The sequence below is a fragment of the Mycobacterium sp. genome (genome assembly GCF_040509115.1).
Classification (GTDB): domain Bacteria; phylum Actinomycetota; class Actinomycetes; order Mycobacteriales; family Mycobacteriaceae; genus Mycobacterium.
This window is the reverse complement of sequence record NZ_JBEVLO010000035.1, coordinates 1-15,870: the sequence shown is the minus strand read 5'-3', so window position 1 is coordinate 15,870 and position 15,870 is coordinate 1. Positions and strand designations below refer to the sequence as shown.

General features: G+C 68.9%; 18 protein-coding genes. 14 read left to right on the top strand and 4 right to left on the bottom strand.

Going from position 1 to position 15,870, the window contains the following annotated elements:
* On the bottom strand, positions 1-601 hold a 601-nt coding region (locus ABW137_RS03060; RefSeq protein ID WP_526396760.1), incomplete at its 3' end, for a lipase family protein.
* Positions 602-650: 49 nt separating this feature from the next.
* Positions 651-1,343: an NrtR DNA-binding winged helix domain-containing protein gene (locus ABW137_RS03055; RefSeq protein ID WP_526396758.1), complete on the bottom strand. Its 693-nt coding sequence runs from the start codon at positions 1,341-1,343 to the stop codon at positions 651-653.
* 48 nt (positions 1,344-1,391) lie between these two features.
* On the opposite strand from ABW137_RS03055, the gene nadA reads away from it, so the two are divergent.
* From nadA to ABW137_RS03035, 4 genes are all read left to right on the top strand, one after another.
* Complete coding sequence (gene nadA, locus ABW137_RS03050) at positions 1,392-2,441, top strand: quinolinate synthase NadA (RefSeq protein ID WP_526396756.1); 1,050 nt, start codon at positions 1,392-1,394, stop codon at positions 2,439-2,441.
* Positions 2,438-4,054, top strand: a complete 1,617-nt coding sequence (locus ABW137_RS03045; protein WP_526396754.1) for an L-aspartate oxidase — start codon at positions 2,438-2,440, stop codon at positions 4,052-4,054. The genes nadA and ABW137_RS03045 overlap by 4 nt, the downstream gene beginning before the upstream one ends.
* Positions 4,054-4,920, top strand: a complete 867-nt coding sequence (gene nadC / locus ABW137_RS03040) for a carboxylating nicotinate-nucleotide diphosphorylase (protein ID WP_526396752.1) — start codon at positions 4,054-4,056, stop codon at positions 4,918-4,920. Before ABW137_RS03045 ends, nadC begins: the two co-directional genes overlap by 1 nt.
* Before the next feature lie 76 nt (positions 4,921-4,996).
* Positions 4,997-5,497, top strand: coding sequence for a hypothetical protein (locus ABW137_RS03035; protein ID WP_526396750.1), 501 nt, complete (start codon positions 4,997-4,999; stop codon positions 5,495-5,497).
* 48 nt (positions 5,498-5,545) lie between these two features.
* Here the strand turns inward: ABW137_RS03035 and ABW137_RS03030 are convergent, their stop codons facing one another.
* Both ABW137_RS03030 and ABW137_RS03025 read right to left on the bottom strand, forming a co-directional pair.
* A complete protein-coding gene (locus tag ABW137_RS03030; protein WP_526396748.1) occupies positions 5,546-6,181 on the bottom strand; it encodes a LysE family translocator in 636 nt (211 codons plus the stop codon).
* A 43-nt stretch (positions 6,182-6,224) separates the two neighbouring features.
* Positions 6,225-6,647, bottom strand: coding sequence for a nitroreductase family deazaflavin-dependent oxidoreductase (locus ABW137_RS03025; protein WP_526396746.1), 423 nt, complete (start codon positions 6,645-6,647; stop codon positions 6,225-6,227).
* 65 nt (positions 6,648-6,712) lie between these two features.
* Between ABW137_RS03025 and hisD the strand changes: the two genes are divergently transcribed.
* From hisD to ABW137_RS02975, 10 genes are all read left to right on the top strand, one after another.
* Positions 6,713-8,029: a histidinol dehydrogenase gene (gene hisD, locus ABW137_RS03020; RefSeq protein ID WP_526396763.1), complete on the top strand. Its 1,317-nt coding sequence runs from the start codon at positions 6,713-6,715 to the stop codon at positions 8,027-8,029.
* Entirely contained in the window at positions 8,026-9,165 is a 1,140-nt protein-coding gene (locus ABW137_RS03015) for a histidinol-phosphate transaminase (protein WP_526396744.1), read from the top strand. The genes hisD and ABW137_RS03015 overlap by 4 nt, the downstream gene beginning before the upstream one ends.
* On the top strand, positions 9,162-9,782 hold the full coding sequence (gene hisB / locus ABW137_RS03010; protein WP_526396742.1) for an imidazoleglycerol-phosphate dehydratase HisB: 621 nt from the start codon (positions 9,162-9,164) through the stop codon (positions 9,780-9,782). Before ABW137_RS03015 ends, hisB begins: the two co-directional genes overlap by 4 nt.
* On the top strand, positions 9,779-10,399 hold the full coding sequence (hisH, locus tag ABW137_RS03005; RefSeq protein WP_526396740.1) for an imidazole glycerol phosphate synthase subunit HisH: 621 nt from the start codon (positions 9,779-9,781) through the stop codon (positions 10,397-10,399). The genes hisB and hisH overlap by 4 nt, the downstream gene beginning before the upstream one ends.
* Before the next feature lie 51 nt (positions 10,400-10,450).
* Positions 10,451-11,179: a bifunctional 1-(5-phosphoribosyl)-5-((5-phosphoribosylamino)methylideneamino)imidazole-4-carboxamide isomerase/phosphoribosylanthranilate isomerase PriA gene (gene priA, locus ABW137_RS03000; protein WP_526396761.1), complete on the top strand. Its 729-nt coding sequence runs from the start codon at positions 10,451-10,453 to the stop codon at positions 11,177-11,179.
* Positions 11,180-11,184: 5 nt separating this feature from the next.
* Positions 11,185-12,000, top strand: a complete 816-nt coding sequence (locus tag ABW137_RS02995; protein ID WP_526396738.1) for an inositol monophosphatase family protein — start codon at positions 11,185-11,187, stop codon at positions 11,998-12,000.
* 1 nt (position 12,001) lies between these two features.
* The gene (gene hisF / locus ABW137_RS02990) at positions 12,002-12,775 is read left to right on the top strand and encodes an imidazole glycerol phosphate synthase subunit HisF (RefSeq protein WP_526396736.1); all 774 of its coding nucleotides are present in this window, start codon (positions 12,002-12,004) and stop codon (positions 12,773-12,775) included.
* A gap of 25 nt (positions 12,776-12,800) precedes the next feature.
* The gene (gene hisI, locus ABW137_RS02985; protein WP_526396734.1) at positions 12,801-13,154 is read left to right on the top strand and encodes a phosphoribosyl-AMP cyclohydrolase; all 354 of its coding nucleotides are present in this window, start codon (positions 12,801-12,803) and stop codon (positions 13,152-13,154) included.
* Between the two features lie 17 nt (positions 13,155-13,171).
* Complete coding sequence (locus ABW137_RS02980) at positions 13,172-14,875, top strand: N-6 DNA methylase (RefSeq protein ID WP_526396732.1); 1,704 nt, start codon at positions 13,172-13,174, stop codon at positions 14,873-14,875.
* Positions 14,865-15,870: hypothetical protein (locus ABW137_RS02975; protein WP_526396730.1), on the top strand; the 1,006-nt coding region annotated here is incomplete at its 3' end. The genes ABW137_RS02980 and ABW137_RS02975, both read left to right, overlap by 11 nt.

Here is a 15,870-nt window from a genome sequence, read left to right as displayed (position 1 = left end):
ACAGTCCCATCGGGGCGTCCGACGAGAGGTTCAGCGCGTCGGTGTTCAGCGCGGCGCGAAGGCCGTCGAGGACGTGATAACCGGGCTCATACGGCGCACCCCAGATGCCTTGGGGCCCTTCGTGATCGGGGATCGATACCGCCCAACCCTCGGCGAGCGCGGCGGATATCAGGAGGAACTCGATCTGAGCGAGGGCGCCGGTGGCCTTGGCGCCGCGACGCAGCGCGTAGGACGGGAAGCAGCTCCCGGCGACCGCGTCGATGGCGCACTGATAGGAGAGGATCGGCCCCATGGTGCCTGCGGGCCGGTCGGTGGGCACGACGACGGTGGTCACGGCGGCCTGGGGCCGTCCGTGGAGATCGGTGGAGCGGTAGAGGAGCTGGGTTGCGCTCAGCTTCTGCGGCACTAGGCCGAGGAATGCCAGCTCGACGTCGCGCGAGCGTAGAACGGTGCCTGGTCTGGCGTGTTCGTAGCCCGCGGGCGGCACGTAGAACGGATCGGCATCCGGAAGCTCGGGTCGCGCCCCGCGGCGCAGGTCCTCGTGGGGCGGTCGTCCGATCCATTCGGCACCGGTCGAGACGGCGGCACTGCCAGAGTCCATCCGGCCATTGTCTCTTAAGGATTCCTTAAATCAAATTAAGGGGGGCGTGTCAGGTCGGCGGCCGCAGCGCTGCGAACTCGTCGGTGACGCGGTACTGCCTCTCGCTGAAGCGGTACAGCGCCGCCGGTCTGCCGCCGCTTCGGCCGGATTTCGCGGTGGTTCCCGTTGGCGTGATCACACCGCGGCGCGCCAGCACGCGCTGGAGATTGGTGGCGTCGACTTGGTAGCCGAGGGCGGCGTCGTAGACGTCCTTGAGCGTGGAGAGCGCGAATTCCCTTGGAGCCAAAGCGAATCCAATGTTGGTGTAGGAGAGCTTGGCGATCAGTCTGGTATGGGCGTGGGTGATCATCGGGCGGTGGTCGAATGCCATGGGAGGCAAGGCGTCAACCGGATGCCACCGGGTGTCGGCCGGGAGTTCGGGTGTCGCGGGGGAGGGCACCAGGCCAAGGAACGTGGACGCGATGGTGCGGGTGCCTGGCACGCGGGTTGGGTCGGAGAACACCGCAAGCTGTTCCAGGTGGGTCAGCTCACGCAGGTCGACCTTCTCGGCAAGTTGGCGTCTAACTGAACTGATCATGTCCTCGTCGTGGCGCAGACGTCCGCCGGGCAGTGACCACGCGCCGCGTTGCGGATCCATGGCCCGTTCCCATAGCAGGACGCTGAGCTGCGGGTTTCGTGTCGTGAGCTGCCGTACTTGAAACACGACGGCGAGCACCTCGTGCGCAGTGCTAGTATCAGGCATGTTTTCGATCATAAGTCGAAAACCCCGTCAGGATCAAAGGAGACGGCCATGACGGTATTGGACCTCACCGAGGCATCACGCGGCAGCTGGGCCGCCCAGATCACCAACGGTCCCGGCGGGTACGGCGGAGTCGTACCCGACGAGGAGTGGGCAGCGGAGGTGCGCAGGCTCGCCGATCTCCGTGGGGCGACGCTGCTCGCCCACAACTACCAGCTGCCCGCGATCCAGGACGTGGCCGATCACGTCGGGGACTCGCTGGCCCTGTCGCGGATCGCTGCCGAGGCCCCGGAGGACACCATCGTGTTCTGCGGCGTGCACTTCATGGCCGAGACCGCGAAGATCCTCAGCCCCGACAAGACGGTGCTGATCCCCGATCAGCGCGCTGGCTGCTCGTTGGCCGACTCGATCACCGCCGACGACCTGCGGGCGTGGAAGGACGACTACCCCGACGCCGTCGTCGTGTCCTATGTCAACACGACAGCTGCGGTGAAGGCCCTCACCGACATCTGCTGCACCTCGTCGAACGCCGTCGAGGTGGTGGCGTCCATTCCCGAGGACCGCGAAGTTCTCTTCTGCCCCGACCAGTTCCTCGGCGCCCACGTCCGCCGGGTGACCGGACGCAAGAATCTGCACATCTGGGCGGGCGAGTGCCACGTGCACGCCGGAATCAACGGGGACGAGCTGGCGGCACAGGCCAGATCCCATCCCGACGCCGAGCTGTTCGTGCACCCGGAATGCGGCTGCGCCACGTCGGCGCTGTACCTGGCAGGCGAGGGCGCCTTCCCCGACGACCGCGTCAAGATCCTGTCCACCGGCGGCATGCTCGACGCGGCGCGCCAGACGCGGGCCCGTCAGGTCCTGGTCGCCACCGAGATCGGCATGCTGCACCAATTGCGCCGCGCCGCTCCGGAAGTCGACTTCCGCGCCGTCAACGACAGGGCCTCCTGCACGTACATGAAGATGATCACCCCTGCGGCGCTGCTGCGCTGCCTGGTGGAGGGCGCCGACGAGGTGCACGTCGACGCGGAAGTTGCGGCGGCCGGTCGCCTGAGCGTGCAGCGCATGATCGAGATCGGGCAATCCGGCGGCGGGGAATGACTGGCCACCGGGGTAGGACCGGAACGACCGGCGGGCCCAGTACGGCAACCTGCGGAGGGGTGGGGTACTGGCAGCAGCGCGCCGACGTCGTCGTCGTCGGGACCGGCGTCGCGGGGCTGGCCGCGGCGCTGGCCGCGCACCGCCGCGGCCGCCGGGTCGTCGTCCTGAGCAAGGCGAGCGAGACCGCGACGTTCTACGCGCAGGGGGGCATCGCCGTCGTGGTGCCTCGGACCGACGACTCGATCGAGGCGCACGTCGACGACACACTCGCGGCGGGTGGCGGATTGTGCGACGTCGACGCGGTCACCTCGATCGTCGCCGATGGGTACCCGGCGGTCGCCGAACTCGTCGACTTCGGTGCGCGATTCGACGAGTCGGCGCCGGGACAGTGGTCGTTGACGCGCGAGGGCGGACACTCTCGACGGCGCATCATCCATGCCGGCGGCGACGCCACGGGCGCCGAGGTGCAGCGCGCACTCGACCACGCCGCGGACACACTGGACATCAGGCGCAATCACGTTGCGCTGCAAGTGCTTCGCGATGCCGACGCGGTCACCGGCGTCCTCGTCCGCAGCGATGACGGGCTCGGCGTCATCCATGCCCCCTCGGTGATTCTGGCCACCGGTGGCCTCGGTCACCTGTACTCGGCCACCACCAACCCGGAGGGGTCGACGGGCGACGGCGTTGCGCTGGCCCTGTGGGCGGGCCTACCCGTCAGCGACCTCGAGTTCATCCAGTTCCACCCGACGATGCTGTTCGGCGGCAACGCCGGGGGGCGCAGGCCACTGATCACCGAGGCGTTGCGCGGCGAAGGGGCAACCCTCGTCGACGTGCGCGGCGATTCGGTGACCGCGGGAGTACACCCGTTGGGCGATCTCGCGCCGCGCGACGTGGTGGCCGCCGCGATCGACGAACGGTTGACCAGCACCGGCGACGAGTGCGTCTACCTCGACGCGCGCGCCGTCGGCGACTTCGCGCGACGCTTCCCGACCGTCAACGCCGCATGCCTGGCTGCAGGCGTCGACGCCACCCGTCAGCTGATCCCGGTCGTGCCCGGTGCGCACTACAGCTGCGGCGGTGTCGTCACCGACGTCCATGGACGAACCGAACTCGCAGGTCTGTTCGCCGCGGGCGAGGTGGCGCGCACCGGCATGCACGGCGCCAACCGGCTGGCGTCGAACAGCCTCCTCGAGGGCCTCGTCGTCGGGCGGCGGGCGGGGGCACTGGCCGCCGACCACGCCCTGGCGTCGGCGACGGTCCGCGCGGTCGCCGAACCGGTGTCCCGGGCCGCCGTGCCGAGGGCCGATCTGCAACGGGCGATGACGCGACACGCGTCGGTGGTGCGCGAGGCCGTCGGGTTGAGCCATCTCACCGAGATGCTCGGGACGGCTGCTCCGCGCGAACTGGTCGACCGCGCCGCGTTCGAGGACGCGGCACTGACGGTGACCGCGTCGGTGGTGGCTGCGGCCGCGCTGGACCGCGAGGAGTCAAGGGGCTCTCACCACCGCGCCGACCACCCGACCCCAGACCCGGTGCGCGCCACCAGCAGCACGTCGCGACTCGATTCCGAGGGCAGGCCGATCGTGGCGCGCGCGGTGGAGATGAGCTGCTGATGAGGCTCACCGACGACGAAGTCGCCGAGGCGCGCGCCGCGATCACACGCGGCCTCGACGAGGATCTGCGGTACGGACCGGACGTCACGTCGGTCGCGACCGTTGCCGCGGACGCCACGACCAAGGCGTCGATGGTGAGCAGGCAGGCCGGCGTGGCGGCGGGCGTCGACATCGCGCTGCTGGTGCTCGACGAGGTCATCGGCAGTGACGGCTACGGTGTGATCGACCGCGTCGAGGACGGCGCCCGGTTGGAGCCCGGTGATGCGTTGCTCGTGGTGGAGGCACCGACGCGCGGCCTGCTGACGGCCGAGCGGACGATGCTCAACCTGGTCTGCCATCTTTCCGGGATCGCCAGCACCACCGCGGCGTGGGTGGAGGCCGTCACCGGCACCGACGCCAAGATCCGGGACACTCGCAAGACCCTGCCCGGACTGCGGGTGCTGCAGAAGTACGCCGTCCGCGTCGGTGGCGGTGTCAACCACCGGATGGGCCTCGGAGATGCCGCGCTCATCAAGGACAACCACGTCGCCGCCGCGGGGTCGGTGCTCGCCGCTCTGCGAGCCGTTCGAGAGGTGGCCCCCGAGGTCCCCGTCGAGGTCGAGGTCGACTCGCTCGACCAACTCGATGCGATCCTCGGTGAGGATCTCGGTGAGACGCCGTTGATTCTGCTCGACAACTTCCCGATCTGGATGACGCAGATGGCCGTCCAGCGCCGCGCCGCCAAGGCACCCGGCGTCCGACTCGAATCCTCTGGGAACCTGTCGCTCGACAATGCGGCGGCCTACGCGGGGACGGGCGTCGACTATCTGGCCGTCGGTGCGCTCACCCATTCGGTGCGGGTGCTCGACGTCGGGCTCGACCTCTGAAGCCGGGCCTCGTCGTCGACGTCGCGCGCGTGTTCGGCGGAAGAGCAGGCCACCACCTGACCGCTAGGCTCTGACCATGTCATCGAGCGACCGGGTCGGGCGAGAGTCGCCGCGCCGCGGTGGCGCGCTGTCCGTAGTGGCCCTGGTGCTTTCGCTGATCGCAGTGGGACTCGGGGCGTGGGCGGTCTTCGGACCGGCGAGGAAGCCCGCAGCCGACGCTGCGTACACACCCACTCAACAGTCCGACGCCAAGGCCGCCATCTGTACCGCGGCCGGCTTGGTGCGCAGCGGAATCACCATCAACACCACCGCGCAGAGTTCGGGTGACGTCAGCGGCGCGCTCGCCGTCCAGGCCAATGCGAGAGGTGCGTTGTCCAACGGCGGCCAGTACCTGCTGGCCCGGCTGGACCCTGCGACGCCACCGGAACTCGCCGACGCCGTCGAGAGATTCGCCAACACGCTGCTGGACATCGGCGCGGGCGCCACCGCAGGCGCGCAGAACACCGATCCCGAGCAGGCGGCCCGGCTGCGCGACGTCGATGCGCAGAACGCCCGCGTCGTGGAACTCTGCAGATAGTCGAGCTGCGGCGCCGAAATGCACTCTGCCGCAGCAGAATTCGACGGCTCAAGTGGGTGCCGCGCGGCGCACCAGTGCCAACACCACGGCAGCGGTGGCGAACAGGCCGGAGAAGGCCCTGTTGAGCAGCGTCTGCTGGCGCGGCGTGTGGAGCCACTCCACCAGGCGTACCGCCAATCCCGTGTAGAGACCCATCACGACGACGTCGACGGCGATCATCGTCGCGACGATGGCCAGATACTGCGGCAGCAGCGGGGCGGTGGTCACCACGAACTGGGGAAGCACGGCGAGGAAGAACACCAGGCCCTTCGGGTTGGTCGCATTGATCAGGAATCCGCGGACCGCTAGCGACATCCGGCCACCGTCGACGACCGTGCCCATCTGCTTACGCAGATCGGTTGCGACCGAACGCCATTGCCGCACCGCGAGGTATCCGAGGTAGGCCACGCCAACCCACTTGATCACGTTGAACGCGAGAATCGAACTGGCCACGGCGGCCCCGAGTCCGACCGCGACGAGTGCCAGCTGCAACATCAATCCGAGTTCGAGGCCGAGGATGCTCCAGTAGCCGCGGCGAACTCCGTGGCTCAGGCCCGTCGCCATCGATTGGATCGCGCCTGCGCCTGGCGACACCGCGATCAGGATCGCCGCGCCGACGAATGCCAGCCATGCGTTCAACGCCATGACTGCAGTCTGGCAGGCCTCCGTCGATCAGCTCAACGGCTTTTCACGACACGTCGGCGACGAACGTCCCCTGTCGCTTCGCCAGCATTCGGGGGATCCGAGGCAACGTGGTGTCCACGGTGCCCGCGGGCAGCACCCGGGGGTTGGTCAGGTGCAGGTCCTCGCGGCCGACGTGGATGTCGGCCTCACCGGCGGCCAGCACGTTCTTGACCCAGTTGGTCTTGCCGTGGATCAAGCCGATCGCCAGCACGCTGCCCTTGCGGTACGCGGTGACGATGGTCTCGTATTCCTTGCCCGACGTGCGGCCGCGGTGCGTGATGACCGCGAATCCCGGCATGCGCTTGGACAGCGGGCGGAGCACCGGATTGACGTACTTGATCTGGAAGCGCTCCAGCCAGACCGGGATGAGCATTGGCACGCCCGGCGCGTGATTCGGGTGGTCTTCGCGTGAGGTCGATGGTGACATGGCGGCTCCCGAGATCTGATTTGTGCTGCTCTGGGACAATAGTCGACGTGAATGACTCGCCCGTGCTGATGTCCCGCATCGACCTGCGGGCCGAGCAGCTGTCGACCGCCCGGTTGCGCGCCGTGCTGCCACGTGGCGGCGTCGACGTGGACGCGGTGCTGCCCAGGGTGCGACCGATCGTCGACGCGGTCGTCGAGCGCGGCGCCGAGGCTGCTCTGGACTTCGGCGAGCGGTTCGACGGCGTGCGCCCCGCGACCGTCCGCGTTCCCGCCGCCCAGCTCGAGGCGGCGCTAGCCGAGCTCGATCCCGACGTACGGGCCGCCCTCGAGGTCGCGATCGAACGCACCCGCGCGGTGCACGCCGACCAACGCCGGACCGACAGCACCACCACGCTGGCGCCCGGTGCGACCGTCACCGAGCGGTGGGTGCCCGTCGAGCGGGTCGGCCTGTACGTCCCCGGCGGCAACGCCGTCTACCCGTCGAGCGTGGTGATGAACGTGGTGCCCGCCCAGACGGCGGGCGTGGAATCACTGGTGATCACCAGCCCGCCGCAGGCCGAGTTCGGCGGACTGCCGCACCCCACCATCCTGGCGGCGTCAGCGCTGCTCGGCGTGACCGAGGTGTGGGCGGTGGGTGGCGCCCAGGCCGTCGCTCTGCTGGCGTACGGCGGCACCGACGCAGACGGGTCCGAGCTCGCTCCGGTCGACATGATCACCGGCCCCGGCAACATCTACGTCACTGCGGCCAAGCGGATCTGCCGATCCCAGGTCGGCATCGACGCCGAGGCGGGCCCGACCGAGATCGCGATCCTGGCCGACGATTCAGCCGATCCCGTCCACGTCGCCGCGGATCTGATCAGCCAGGCCGAGCACGACGAAATGGCGGCCTCGGTCCTCGTCACCACGAGCACCGAGCTTGCCGATGCGGTTGACGCCGAAGTCGCGGCCCAGCTGAAGACCACCGTGCACCGCGACCGGGTCACCGCGGCGCTCACCGGCCGCCAGTCCGCCATCGTGCTCGTCGACGACCTCGACGCGGGCCTGCGCACGGTCGACGCCTACGCCGCCGAGCACCTCGAGATCCAGACCGTCGACGCACCCGCGGTGGCGGCGCGGGTGCGATCCGCAGGCGCGATCTTCGTCGGCGCGTGGTCGCCCGTCAGCCTGGGCGACTACTGCGCGGGCTCCAACCACGTCCTGCCGACTGCGGGATGCGCTCGGCACTCCAGCGGTCTTTCGGTGCAGACGTTCCTGCGGGGCATCCACGTGGTCGACTACAGCGAGGCCGCGCTCAAGGACGTGTCCGGCTACGTGATCACCCTGGCGCAGGCCGAGAACCTGCCCGCGCACGGCGAGGCGGTCCGACGGAGGTTCGAGAAGTGAGCGACGCCAAGATCACCCTGGCGGACCTACCGCTGCGGGACAACCTGCGCGGCAAGTCGCCGTACGGGGCGCCGCAGCTCTCGGTTCCCGTGCGGCTCAACACGAACGAGAATCCGCATCCGCCGACGCAGGCTCTCGTCGACGACGTGGCGGCATCGGTGGGGGAGGCCGCGTCCGACCTGCACCGCTACCCCGACCGCGATGCCCTGGCGTTGCGGGCCGATCTCGCCGCCTATCTCAGCGGGCACACCGGCGTCGAGCTGAACACCGAGAATCTTTGGGCCGCAAATGGTTCCAACGAGATTCTGCAGCAGCTGCTGCAGGCGTTCGGCGGCCCTGGGCGCAGCGCGATCGGCTTCGTACCGTCTTACTCGATGCATCCCATCATTTCCGACGGCACTCAGACCGACTGGTTGGAGGCGCAACGGTCCGAGAACTTCGGGCTCGACGTCGACGTCGCGGTCGCGGCAGTGACCGACCGCCAACCCGACGTCGTGTTCCTCACCAGCCCCAACAACCCGTCCGGGCAGAGCGTGGAACTCGACGACCTGCGCCGGGTCTTGGACGTCGCGCCCGGCGTGGTGATCGTCGACGAGGCGTACGGCGAGTTCTCGTCGCAACCCAGTGCCGTGCACCTGCTTTCGGACTACCCGACGAAACTCGTGGTCAGCCGCACGATGAGCAAGGCATTCGCGTTCGCAGGCGGCAGGCTGGGGTACCTGGCCGCACATCCTGCGATGATCGACGCCCTGCTCCTAGTGCGGCTGCCGTACCACCTTTCCGTGCTCACGCAGGTGGCCGCCCGGGCGGCGTTGCGGCACGCCGACGACACGCTGGGCAGCGTCGCCAAACTGATCGCGGAGCGCGACCGGGTGTCGGAGGCCCTGGCGGGCATGGGTTTCCGCGTGATCCCGAGCGACGCCAACTTCGTCCTGTTCGGCGAGTTCGCCGATGCGCCGAGGGCCTGGCGGCGCTACCTCGACGACGGCGTCCTGATCAGGGACGTCGGCATCCCCGGCTTCCTACGGGCCACCACCGGCCTCGCCGACGAGAACGACGTGTTGCTCGACGTCAGCGCCCGCGTCGCACGAACCGAACTCGCCTCAGCCGACACCAGTCCCGTAGGAGCCTCATGACCACCCCGGCGAATCGTCGCGCCAGAGTCGAACGCAAGACCAAGGAATCCGACATCGTCGTCGAGCTCGACCTCGACGGCACCGGGAAGACCGACATCAGCACGGGTGTCCCGTTCTACGACCACATGCTGAACTCGCTGGGCAGCCACGCCAGCTTCGATCTCACCGTTCATGCCAAGGGTGACGTCGACATCGAGGCGCACCACACCGTGGAGGACACCGCGATCGTGCTGGGCCAGGCGCTCGGCGAGGCACTTGGCGACAAGACGGGCATCCGTCGATTCGGGGATGCATTCATCCCGATGGACGAGACGCTGGCGCACGCCTCGGTCGACGTGTCGGGCAGGCCGTACTGCGTGCACACCGGCGAGCCGGATTACATGGTGCACAGCACGATTGCCGGTAGTTCGGTGCCGTACCACACCGTCATCAACCGGCACGTCTTCGAGTCGTTGGCGATGCATGCGCGGATTGCGCTGCACGTCCGCACCCTCTACGGCCGTGATCCCCACCACATCACCGAGGCGCAGTTCAAGGCCGTGGCGCGGGCACTGCGCCAGGCCGTCGAGCCCGATCCGCGGGTGTCTGGCGTGCCGTCGACAAAGGGCAGTTTGTGACGACGAGAGTCGTTGTCCTCGATTACGGTTCGGGCAATCTCCGCTCGGCTCAGCGGGCATTGGAACGGGTCGGCGCCGCGGTGGAAGTGACTGCGGATCCCGATGCGGCCGCCGCGGCGGACGGTCTGGTGGTTCCCGGCGTCGGTGCCTACGAGGCGTGCATGACGGGCCTGCGGGCCGTCGGCGGCGAGAAGATCGTCGCGGACCGATTGGCCAAGGGGCACCCCGTCCTCGGCATCTGCGTGGGCATGCAGATCCTGTTCAGCCGTGGGGTGGAGTTCGGCGTCGAGAGCGCCGGATGCGGCCAGTGGCCGGGTTCCGTGGTCCGGTTGGACGCCCCTGTCGTTCCGCACATGGGGTGGAACGTCGTGGCGTCGGCGCCGGAGAGCGCGCTGTTCAAGGGTCTGGACGCCGACACCCGGTTCTACTTCGTGCACTCCTACGCCGCCCAGCAATGGGAGGGCAACGATGCGGCTCTGCTGACGTGGGCGACGCATCACGTGCCGTTCCTGGCGGCCGTCGAAGATGGCGCCCTGAGCGCCACACAGTTTCATCCGGAGAAGAGCGGCGACGCCGGTGCGACGCTGCTCGCCAATTGGGTCGAGGGGCTCTCATAGTGAGTGACGTGCATGGTGAGTGACGTGTCAGCCGACAAGGAAGACCAGAAGTTGATACTGCTGCCCGCGGTCGACGTGGTAGACGGCAAGGCGGTGCGCCTGGTTCAGGGCGTGGCAGGCAGCGAGACCGACTACGGTTCGGCGCTGGACGCCGCCCTGGGGTGGCAGACTGACGGCGCCGAGTGGATTCACCTGGTCGACCTCGATGCGGCGTTCGGTCGGGGATCCAACCGGGAGCTGCTCGCCGAGGTGATCGCCAAGCTCGACGTCGCCGTCGAACTGTCGGGCGGCATCCGGGACGACGGATCACTGGCCGCCGCGCTCGACGCCGGTTGCGCCCGAGTCAATCTCGGCACCGCCGCGCTGGAGAATCCGCAGTGGTGCGCGCGGGTGATCGCCGATCACGGCGACAAGGTGGCCGTGGGCCTCGACGTCAAGCTCGAGGCCGGCGAGTACCGCTTGCGCGGTCGCGGCTGGGAGACCGACGGCGGCGATCTGTGGCCCGTCCTGGAGCGCCTCGACGCCGAAGGCTGCGCGCGCTTCGTCGTCACCGACGTCACCAAGGACGGCACCCTCAACGGCCCGAACCTGGAACTGCTGGCCGGAGTCGCAGAACGCACCAATGCTCCCGTCATCGCCTCGGGCGGCGTGTCGAGCCTCGACGACCTGCGCGCCATCGCGACGCTGACCGGTGTCGGTGTCGAGGGTGCGATCATCGGAAAGGCCTTGTACGCAGGACGATTCACGCTGCCAGAGGCGCTTGCCGCGGTGAGCCGGTAGATCCGATGCCACTGGATACCACCGATTTGGAGGGGTTGGTCGCCGAGGCGTCGGCGATCCTGGACGTCGCCGCCAAGCCGTTCGTCGTCGGTCACCGCGCGCAGTCCGCGGTGCGAAAGAAGGGCAACGACTTCGCCACCGAAGTCGACCTCGCCATCGAACGTCAGGTGGTGGCCGCGTTGGAGGCTGCCACCGGGATCGGCGTGCACGGCGAGGAGTTCGGCGGTGCGGCAGTCGATTCCCACCTGGTGTGGATCCTGGATCCCATCGACGGCACCTTCAACTACGCAGCGGGGCTCCCGACGGCGGCGATTCTGCTCGGTCTGCTGCGCGACGGTGAGCCGGTGGCCGGACTGACTTGGCTCCCGTTCACCGATCAGCGGTACACGGCCGTGCTCGGAGGACCGTTGTGGGCCAACGGAGTTGTCCAGCCGGAGCTCAAGTCCGCCGACCTGAGCGACTCGATCGTCGCGATCGGCACCTTCAACGTGGACTCGCATGGCGAGTTCCCCGGCCGCTACCGGATGGCGACGCTGGAACAGCTGAGCCGCAAGTGTTCCAGAATCAGGATGCACGGGTCGACCGGAATGGACCTGGCCTACGCGGCGGCCGGGGTGTTGGGTGCCGCCATCAGCTTCGGCCATCACGTCTGGGATCACGCGGCGGGGGTGGCGCTGGTCCGGGCGGCCGGCGGCGTCGTGACCGACCTTGCGGGCGAGGACTGGACCCCGACGTCCCGCTCGGCGCTCGCCGGGGTGCCCAGCGTGCACGAGCAGATCCTGGAACTCGTCCTCGCCGTTGGCGCGCCAGGGGAGTACTGAAATGGACGTCGCCATCCGCGTAATCCCGTGCCTCGACGTCGATGACGGTCGCGTCGTCAAGGGCGTCAACTTCGAGAACCTCAGGGATGCAGGCGATCCCGTCGAGCTGGCCGCCGCATACGACGCCGAGGGGGCCGACGAGCTGACGTTCCTCGACGTCACGGCGTCGTCATCGGGCCGGTCGACGATGCTGGAGGTCGTCAGCCGCACCGCCGAGCAGGTCTTCATCCCGCTGACGGTGGGCGGCGGCGTGCGCTCCGTCGCCGACGTGGACTCGCTGCTGAGGGCGGGCGCCGACAAGGTGTCCGTCAACACCGCGGCGATCGCCCGCCCGGAGCTGCTGGCGGAGTTGTCTCGACAGTTCGGCTCGCAGTGCATCGTCCTCTCAGTCGACGCCCGCACCGTTCCCGAGGGTTCGGAACCGACCCCGTCGGGCTGGGAGGTCACCACGCACGGCGGCAGGCGCGGAACGGGCATCGACGCCGTCGAATGGGCCCGCCGCGGTGCCGAACTCGGAGTCGGCGAGATCCTGCTGAATTCGATGGATGCCGACGGCACCAAGGCCGGCTTCGACCTTCGGATGTTGCGGGCCGTGCGCGGTGCGGTCACGGTGCCGGTGATCGCCAGCGGCGGCGCCGGGGCGGTCACCGACTTCGCCCCCGCAGTCGAAGCGGGGGCCGATGCGGTGTTGGCGGCCAGCGTCTTTCACTTCGGGGAGCTGACCATCGCGCAGGTGAAGGCCGCGATGGCCTCGGAAGGCATCGTGGTGCGATGAGCGCCTGCGCAGAGAACGGAGGGTCATGACGGCACCGCTGGACGGTTCGATCGCGGCGCGGCTCAAGCGCGATGCCAATGGGCTGTTCGCCGCCGTGGTCCAGGAGCGCAGCACCGGCCAGGTGCTGATGGTCGCGTGGATGGACGACGATGCCCTGGCGCATACGTTGGCGACGCGACGGGCGACGTATTACTCGCGGTCGCGTGGCGCGCAGTGGATCAAGGGCGAGACGTCGGGCCACACGCAGTACGTGCACTCCGTGCGGCTGGACTGCGACGGCGACACGGTGTTGCTCGAGGTCGACCAGGTCGGCGCTGCCTGCCATACCGGCGATCACACGTGCTTCGACGCCGACGAGATCCTGGGACCGGACGTCTGACCGGCTCGGTGCTCGGCATGTCGACACCCGGTGTCGGACCCGTGCCCCACAATGACCCGGTGACTCGCTCCGCATTGCCACCCGTGGCCGACTCGGCGGCGGCGCGCAAGGCGCGGGGCGCCTTCTTCACGCCGCCGGAGATCGCCGACTACGTCACGCAGTGGGCAGTCCGCTCAGCCGGCGAGCGGGTGCTCGAGCCCTCCGCGGGGGACGCGGCATTCCTCGTGGCGGCCTCTCGCCGTCTGAGTGCACTCGGCGCGCAGGCCTCCCCGGTGCTCGACGGCGTCGAAATTCACGCCGCGAGCGCCAGGACGGCCCGCCAACGGGTGCGCGACGCGGGCGGCACGCCGCGCATCCGCACCGCGGACTTCTTCGCAGTGGAACCCGACGCGTCCTACACCGCCGTGATCGGCAACCCACCCTTCATCCGCTATCAGGACTTCCGTGGTGAGCCGCGCAGTCAGTCCCGGCGCGCTGCGCTGAAGGCCGGGGTCACGCTGTCCGGCCTGGCGTCTAGCTGGGCGGCGTTCACCGTCCACGCCGCGCTGTTCCTGCAGGATGGCGGTCGCCTCGGATTGGTGCTCCCCGCGGAGCTGTTGAGCGTGAATTACGCCGCGGCCGTGCGGAGGTTCCTCTTCGAGAGGTTCCGCACCATCGAGCTCGTCATGTTCGACGAGCGAGTGTTCCCCGAGGCGGAGGCCGACGTCGTGTTGCTCCTCGCCGACGGCTTCAACCAGGGACCAAGTGAACACGCCGTCATTCACCGGGCCACCAACGCGGCCTCGCTGACGTCCGAGCTGGCGCAACGACGCTGGGCTCCTGTCGATCCCGCGGAGAAGTGGGTCAGCGGGCTGGTCGGCAGCGAGCCGGTGGAGGCCCTTCGCGGCGTGACGGAGGCGGGCTGGTTCACCACGCTGGACCTCTGGGGTGACACCACGCTCGGCATCGTGACTGGCAACAATGGCTTCTTCGCGTTGTCCGCCGAGCGGGTGGCCGAATTGGGTTTGCTTGCAAGTGATCTCGTACCGCTGTCGCCGCCCGGCAGCGCGCATCTGCGAGGCCTGAGCCTGTCGCGGGCGCTTCTGGATCGGCTGGAGGGCGACGGCAAGGCGGTGCACCTCTTCCGGCCCAGCGCCGAACCGTCCGCGGCAGCCCTTCGCTACGTGGCGGCGGGACGGGCGGCGGGCGTGCATCTGGCGTACAAGTGCCGGGTCCGGACGCCGTGGTACCTGGTTCCACTGCTCAAGCCGGCCGATCTGTTGCTCACGTGCATGAATGCCGACACCCCCCGGTTGGTGGCCAATCCGGTACGGGCGCATCACCTCAACTCGGTGCACGGCGTCTACCTGAACGATGCCGTAGGGCCTGCCGGGCGCGCCCTCCTGCCGCTCGCTGCGCTGAATTCGGTGACGGTTCTGCACGCGGAGATGGTGGGGCGCTCCTACGGTGGCGGCATCCTCAAGATCGAACCCCGGGAGGCGGACCGCTGGTTCGTGCCGTCACCCGGTCTCGTCGAGGCCAGGGCGTCGCAGCTGGCTGGGGTCAAGCGCACGGTGGCGGGGCTGCTCCGCAAGGGGATGCTGGCCGACGCGGTCTCGTTGGTCGACGCGGCTCTGGGGTTGGAGCAATTGCTAGGAGCCCCTGCGCTGGTCGAATCGGTACGCGCGGCCCGTGATTCGCTCGCAGCGCGACGGCAGTCGAGGTCACGCCGTGGCCGGTGAACCGCCGCAGAAGGTGTCGAGCCGGGTCACTGCCTGGGCCATCTTCGACCGCATCGTCGCCGACGCGGCACCGGGTGGGGTTCACACCAATCCATGGCTTCGCGGCACGGACGGCGGGCTGACCTACGTACCGGACTTCCAGGTGCTGCGTCGGGTTCTCGGGGTGCCGCTGTACCTCGACGTGCCGTCGACCACCGGGGTGCCTGCCCTGGCACTCGACGTCTGGTTGTCGTACGAATTGCGCCGCGCGGGATTCGACGTCGACGCGGTGTGGCCACGACCGTCGGATCCCAGGATCATGCCGAGCGCCATCGCGAACCTTCTGGCCGGCCTTCCGCAGCGGGAGCGCCGAGTGCTCGAGGGGCGGCTGCGCAGCAAGGCGATGAAGGGTGTCGTCGGGTCCAGCGCCAGCGTGCTCGGCAAGCACTACATGAAGCAGGTCGACGTCGTCATGTCGGACTGGGAGACCGGTCCGGAGCTACTCATCAGCACCAAACGCATGGACTCCAGCTTCGGTAAGAACGCCGCCAACCGCGTCGAGGAAAGCTACGGCGACGCCAAGAACCTCCGGCTCCGCCATCCGCTCGCGGCGCTTGGCTTCGTCTACGGCCTGCGTTCGACCATCCTGACGACCGAGCCGGACAAGGCCGAGTGGCTGATCGACCTGCTCCAGAAACTCGGTCAGGAGGACGACGCGTATCACGCCGTCGCCCTGGTCATGATCGACTACGACGCCGAGGTCGTCGATGAGGACGACGTCACGATCGAGGCGGATGCCGACGAGTCGGACATGCTGTTCGACGTCGTCGACGTGGCCACGGCAGCGGTCGACGAGGCGCTGGCTGCGCTGCCTCCAGTGGCCATCCGCCACGACACCGTGCCCGCTCCGCTGCAGCCCGCACGATTCCTGGCGACGATGGCCCGGCGCATCGTCGATACGACGCCGATCACGCGCCACCGCGAAGCCAGGCGTCGGATGGCCGAAGCCCGCGCCG

Coding starts and splice junctions, on each gene's coding strand:
- hisB (WP_526396742.1), top strand. CDS start 9,162: ATGACCACCCCGGCGAATCGTCGCGCCAGAGTCGAACGCAAGACCAAG.
- ABW137_RS02980 (WP_526396732.1), top strand. CDS start 13,172: ATGTCGACACCCGGTGTCGGACCCGTGCCCCACAATGACCCGGTGACT.
- ABW137_RS02995 (WP_526396738.1), top strand. CDS start 11,185: ATGCCACTGGATACCACCGATTTGGAGGGGTTGGTCGCCGAGGCGTCG.
- nadC (WP_526396752.1), top strand. CDS start 4,054: ATGAGGCTCACCGACGACGAAGTCGCCGAGGCGCGCGCCGCGATCACA.
- nadA (WP_526396756.1), top strand. CDS start 1,392: ATGACGGTATTGGACCTCACCGAGGCATCACGCGGCAGCTGGGCCGCC.
- hisF (WP_526396736.1), top strand. CDS start 12,002: ATGGACGTCGCCATCCGCGTAATCCCGTGCCTCGACGTCGATGACGGT.
- hisI (WP_526396734.1), top strand. CDS start 12,801: ATGACGGCACCGCTGGACGGTTCGATCGCGGCGCGGCTCAAGCGCGAT.
- ABW137_RS03030 (WP_526396748.1), bottom strand. CDS start 6,181: ATGGCGTTGAACGCATGGCTGGCATTCGTCGGCGCGGCGATCCTGATC.
- ABW137_RS03025 (WP_526396746.1), bottom strand. CDS start 6,647: ATGTCACCATCGACCTCACGCGAAGACCACCCGAATCACGCGCCGGGC.
- ABW137_RS03035 (WP_526396750.1), top strand. CDS start 4,997: ATGTCATCGAGCGACCGGGTCGGGCGAGAGTCGCCGCGCCGCGGTGGC.
- ABW137_RS03045 (WP_526396754.1), top strand. CDS start 2,438: ATGACTGGCCACCGGGGTAGGACCGGAACGACCGGCGGGCCCAGTACG.
- ABW137_RS03055 (WP_526396758.1), bottom strand. CDS start 1,343: ATGCCTGATACTAGCACTGCGCACGAGGTGCTCGCCGTCGTGTTTCAA.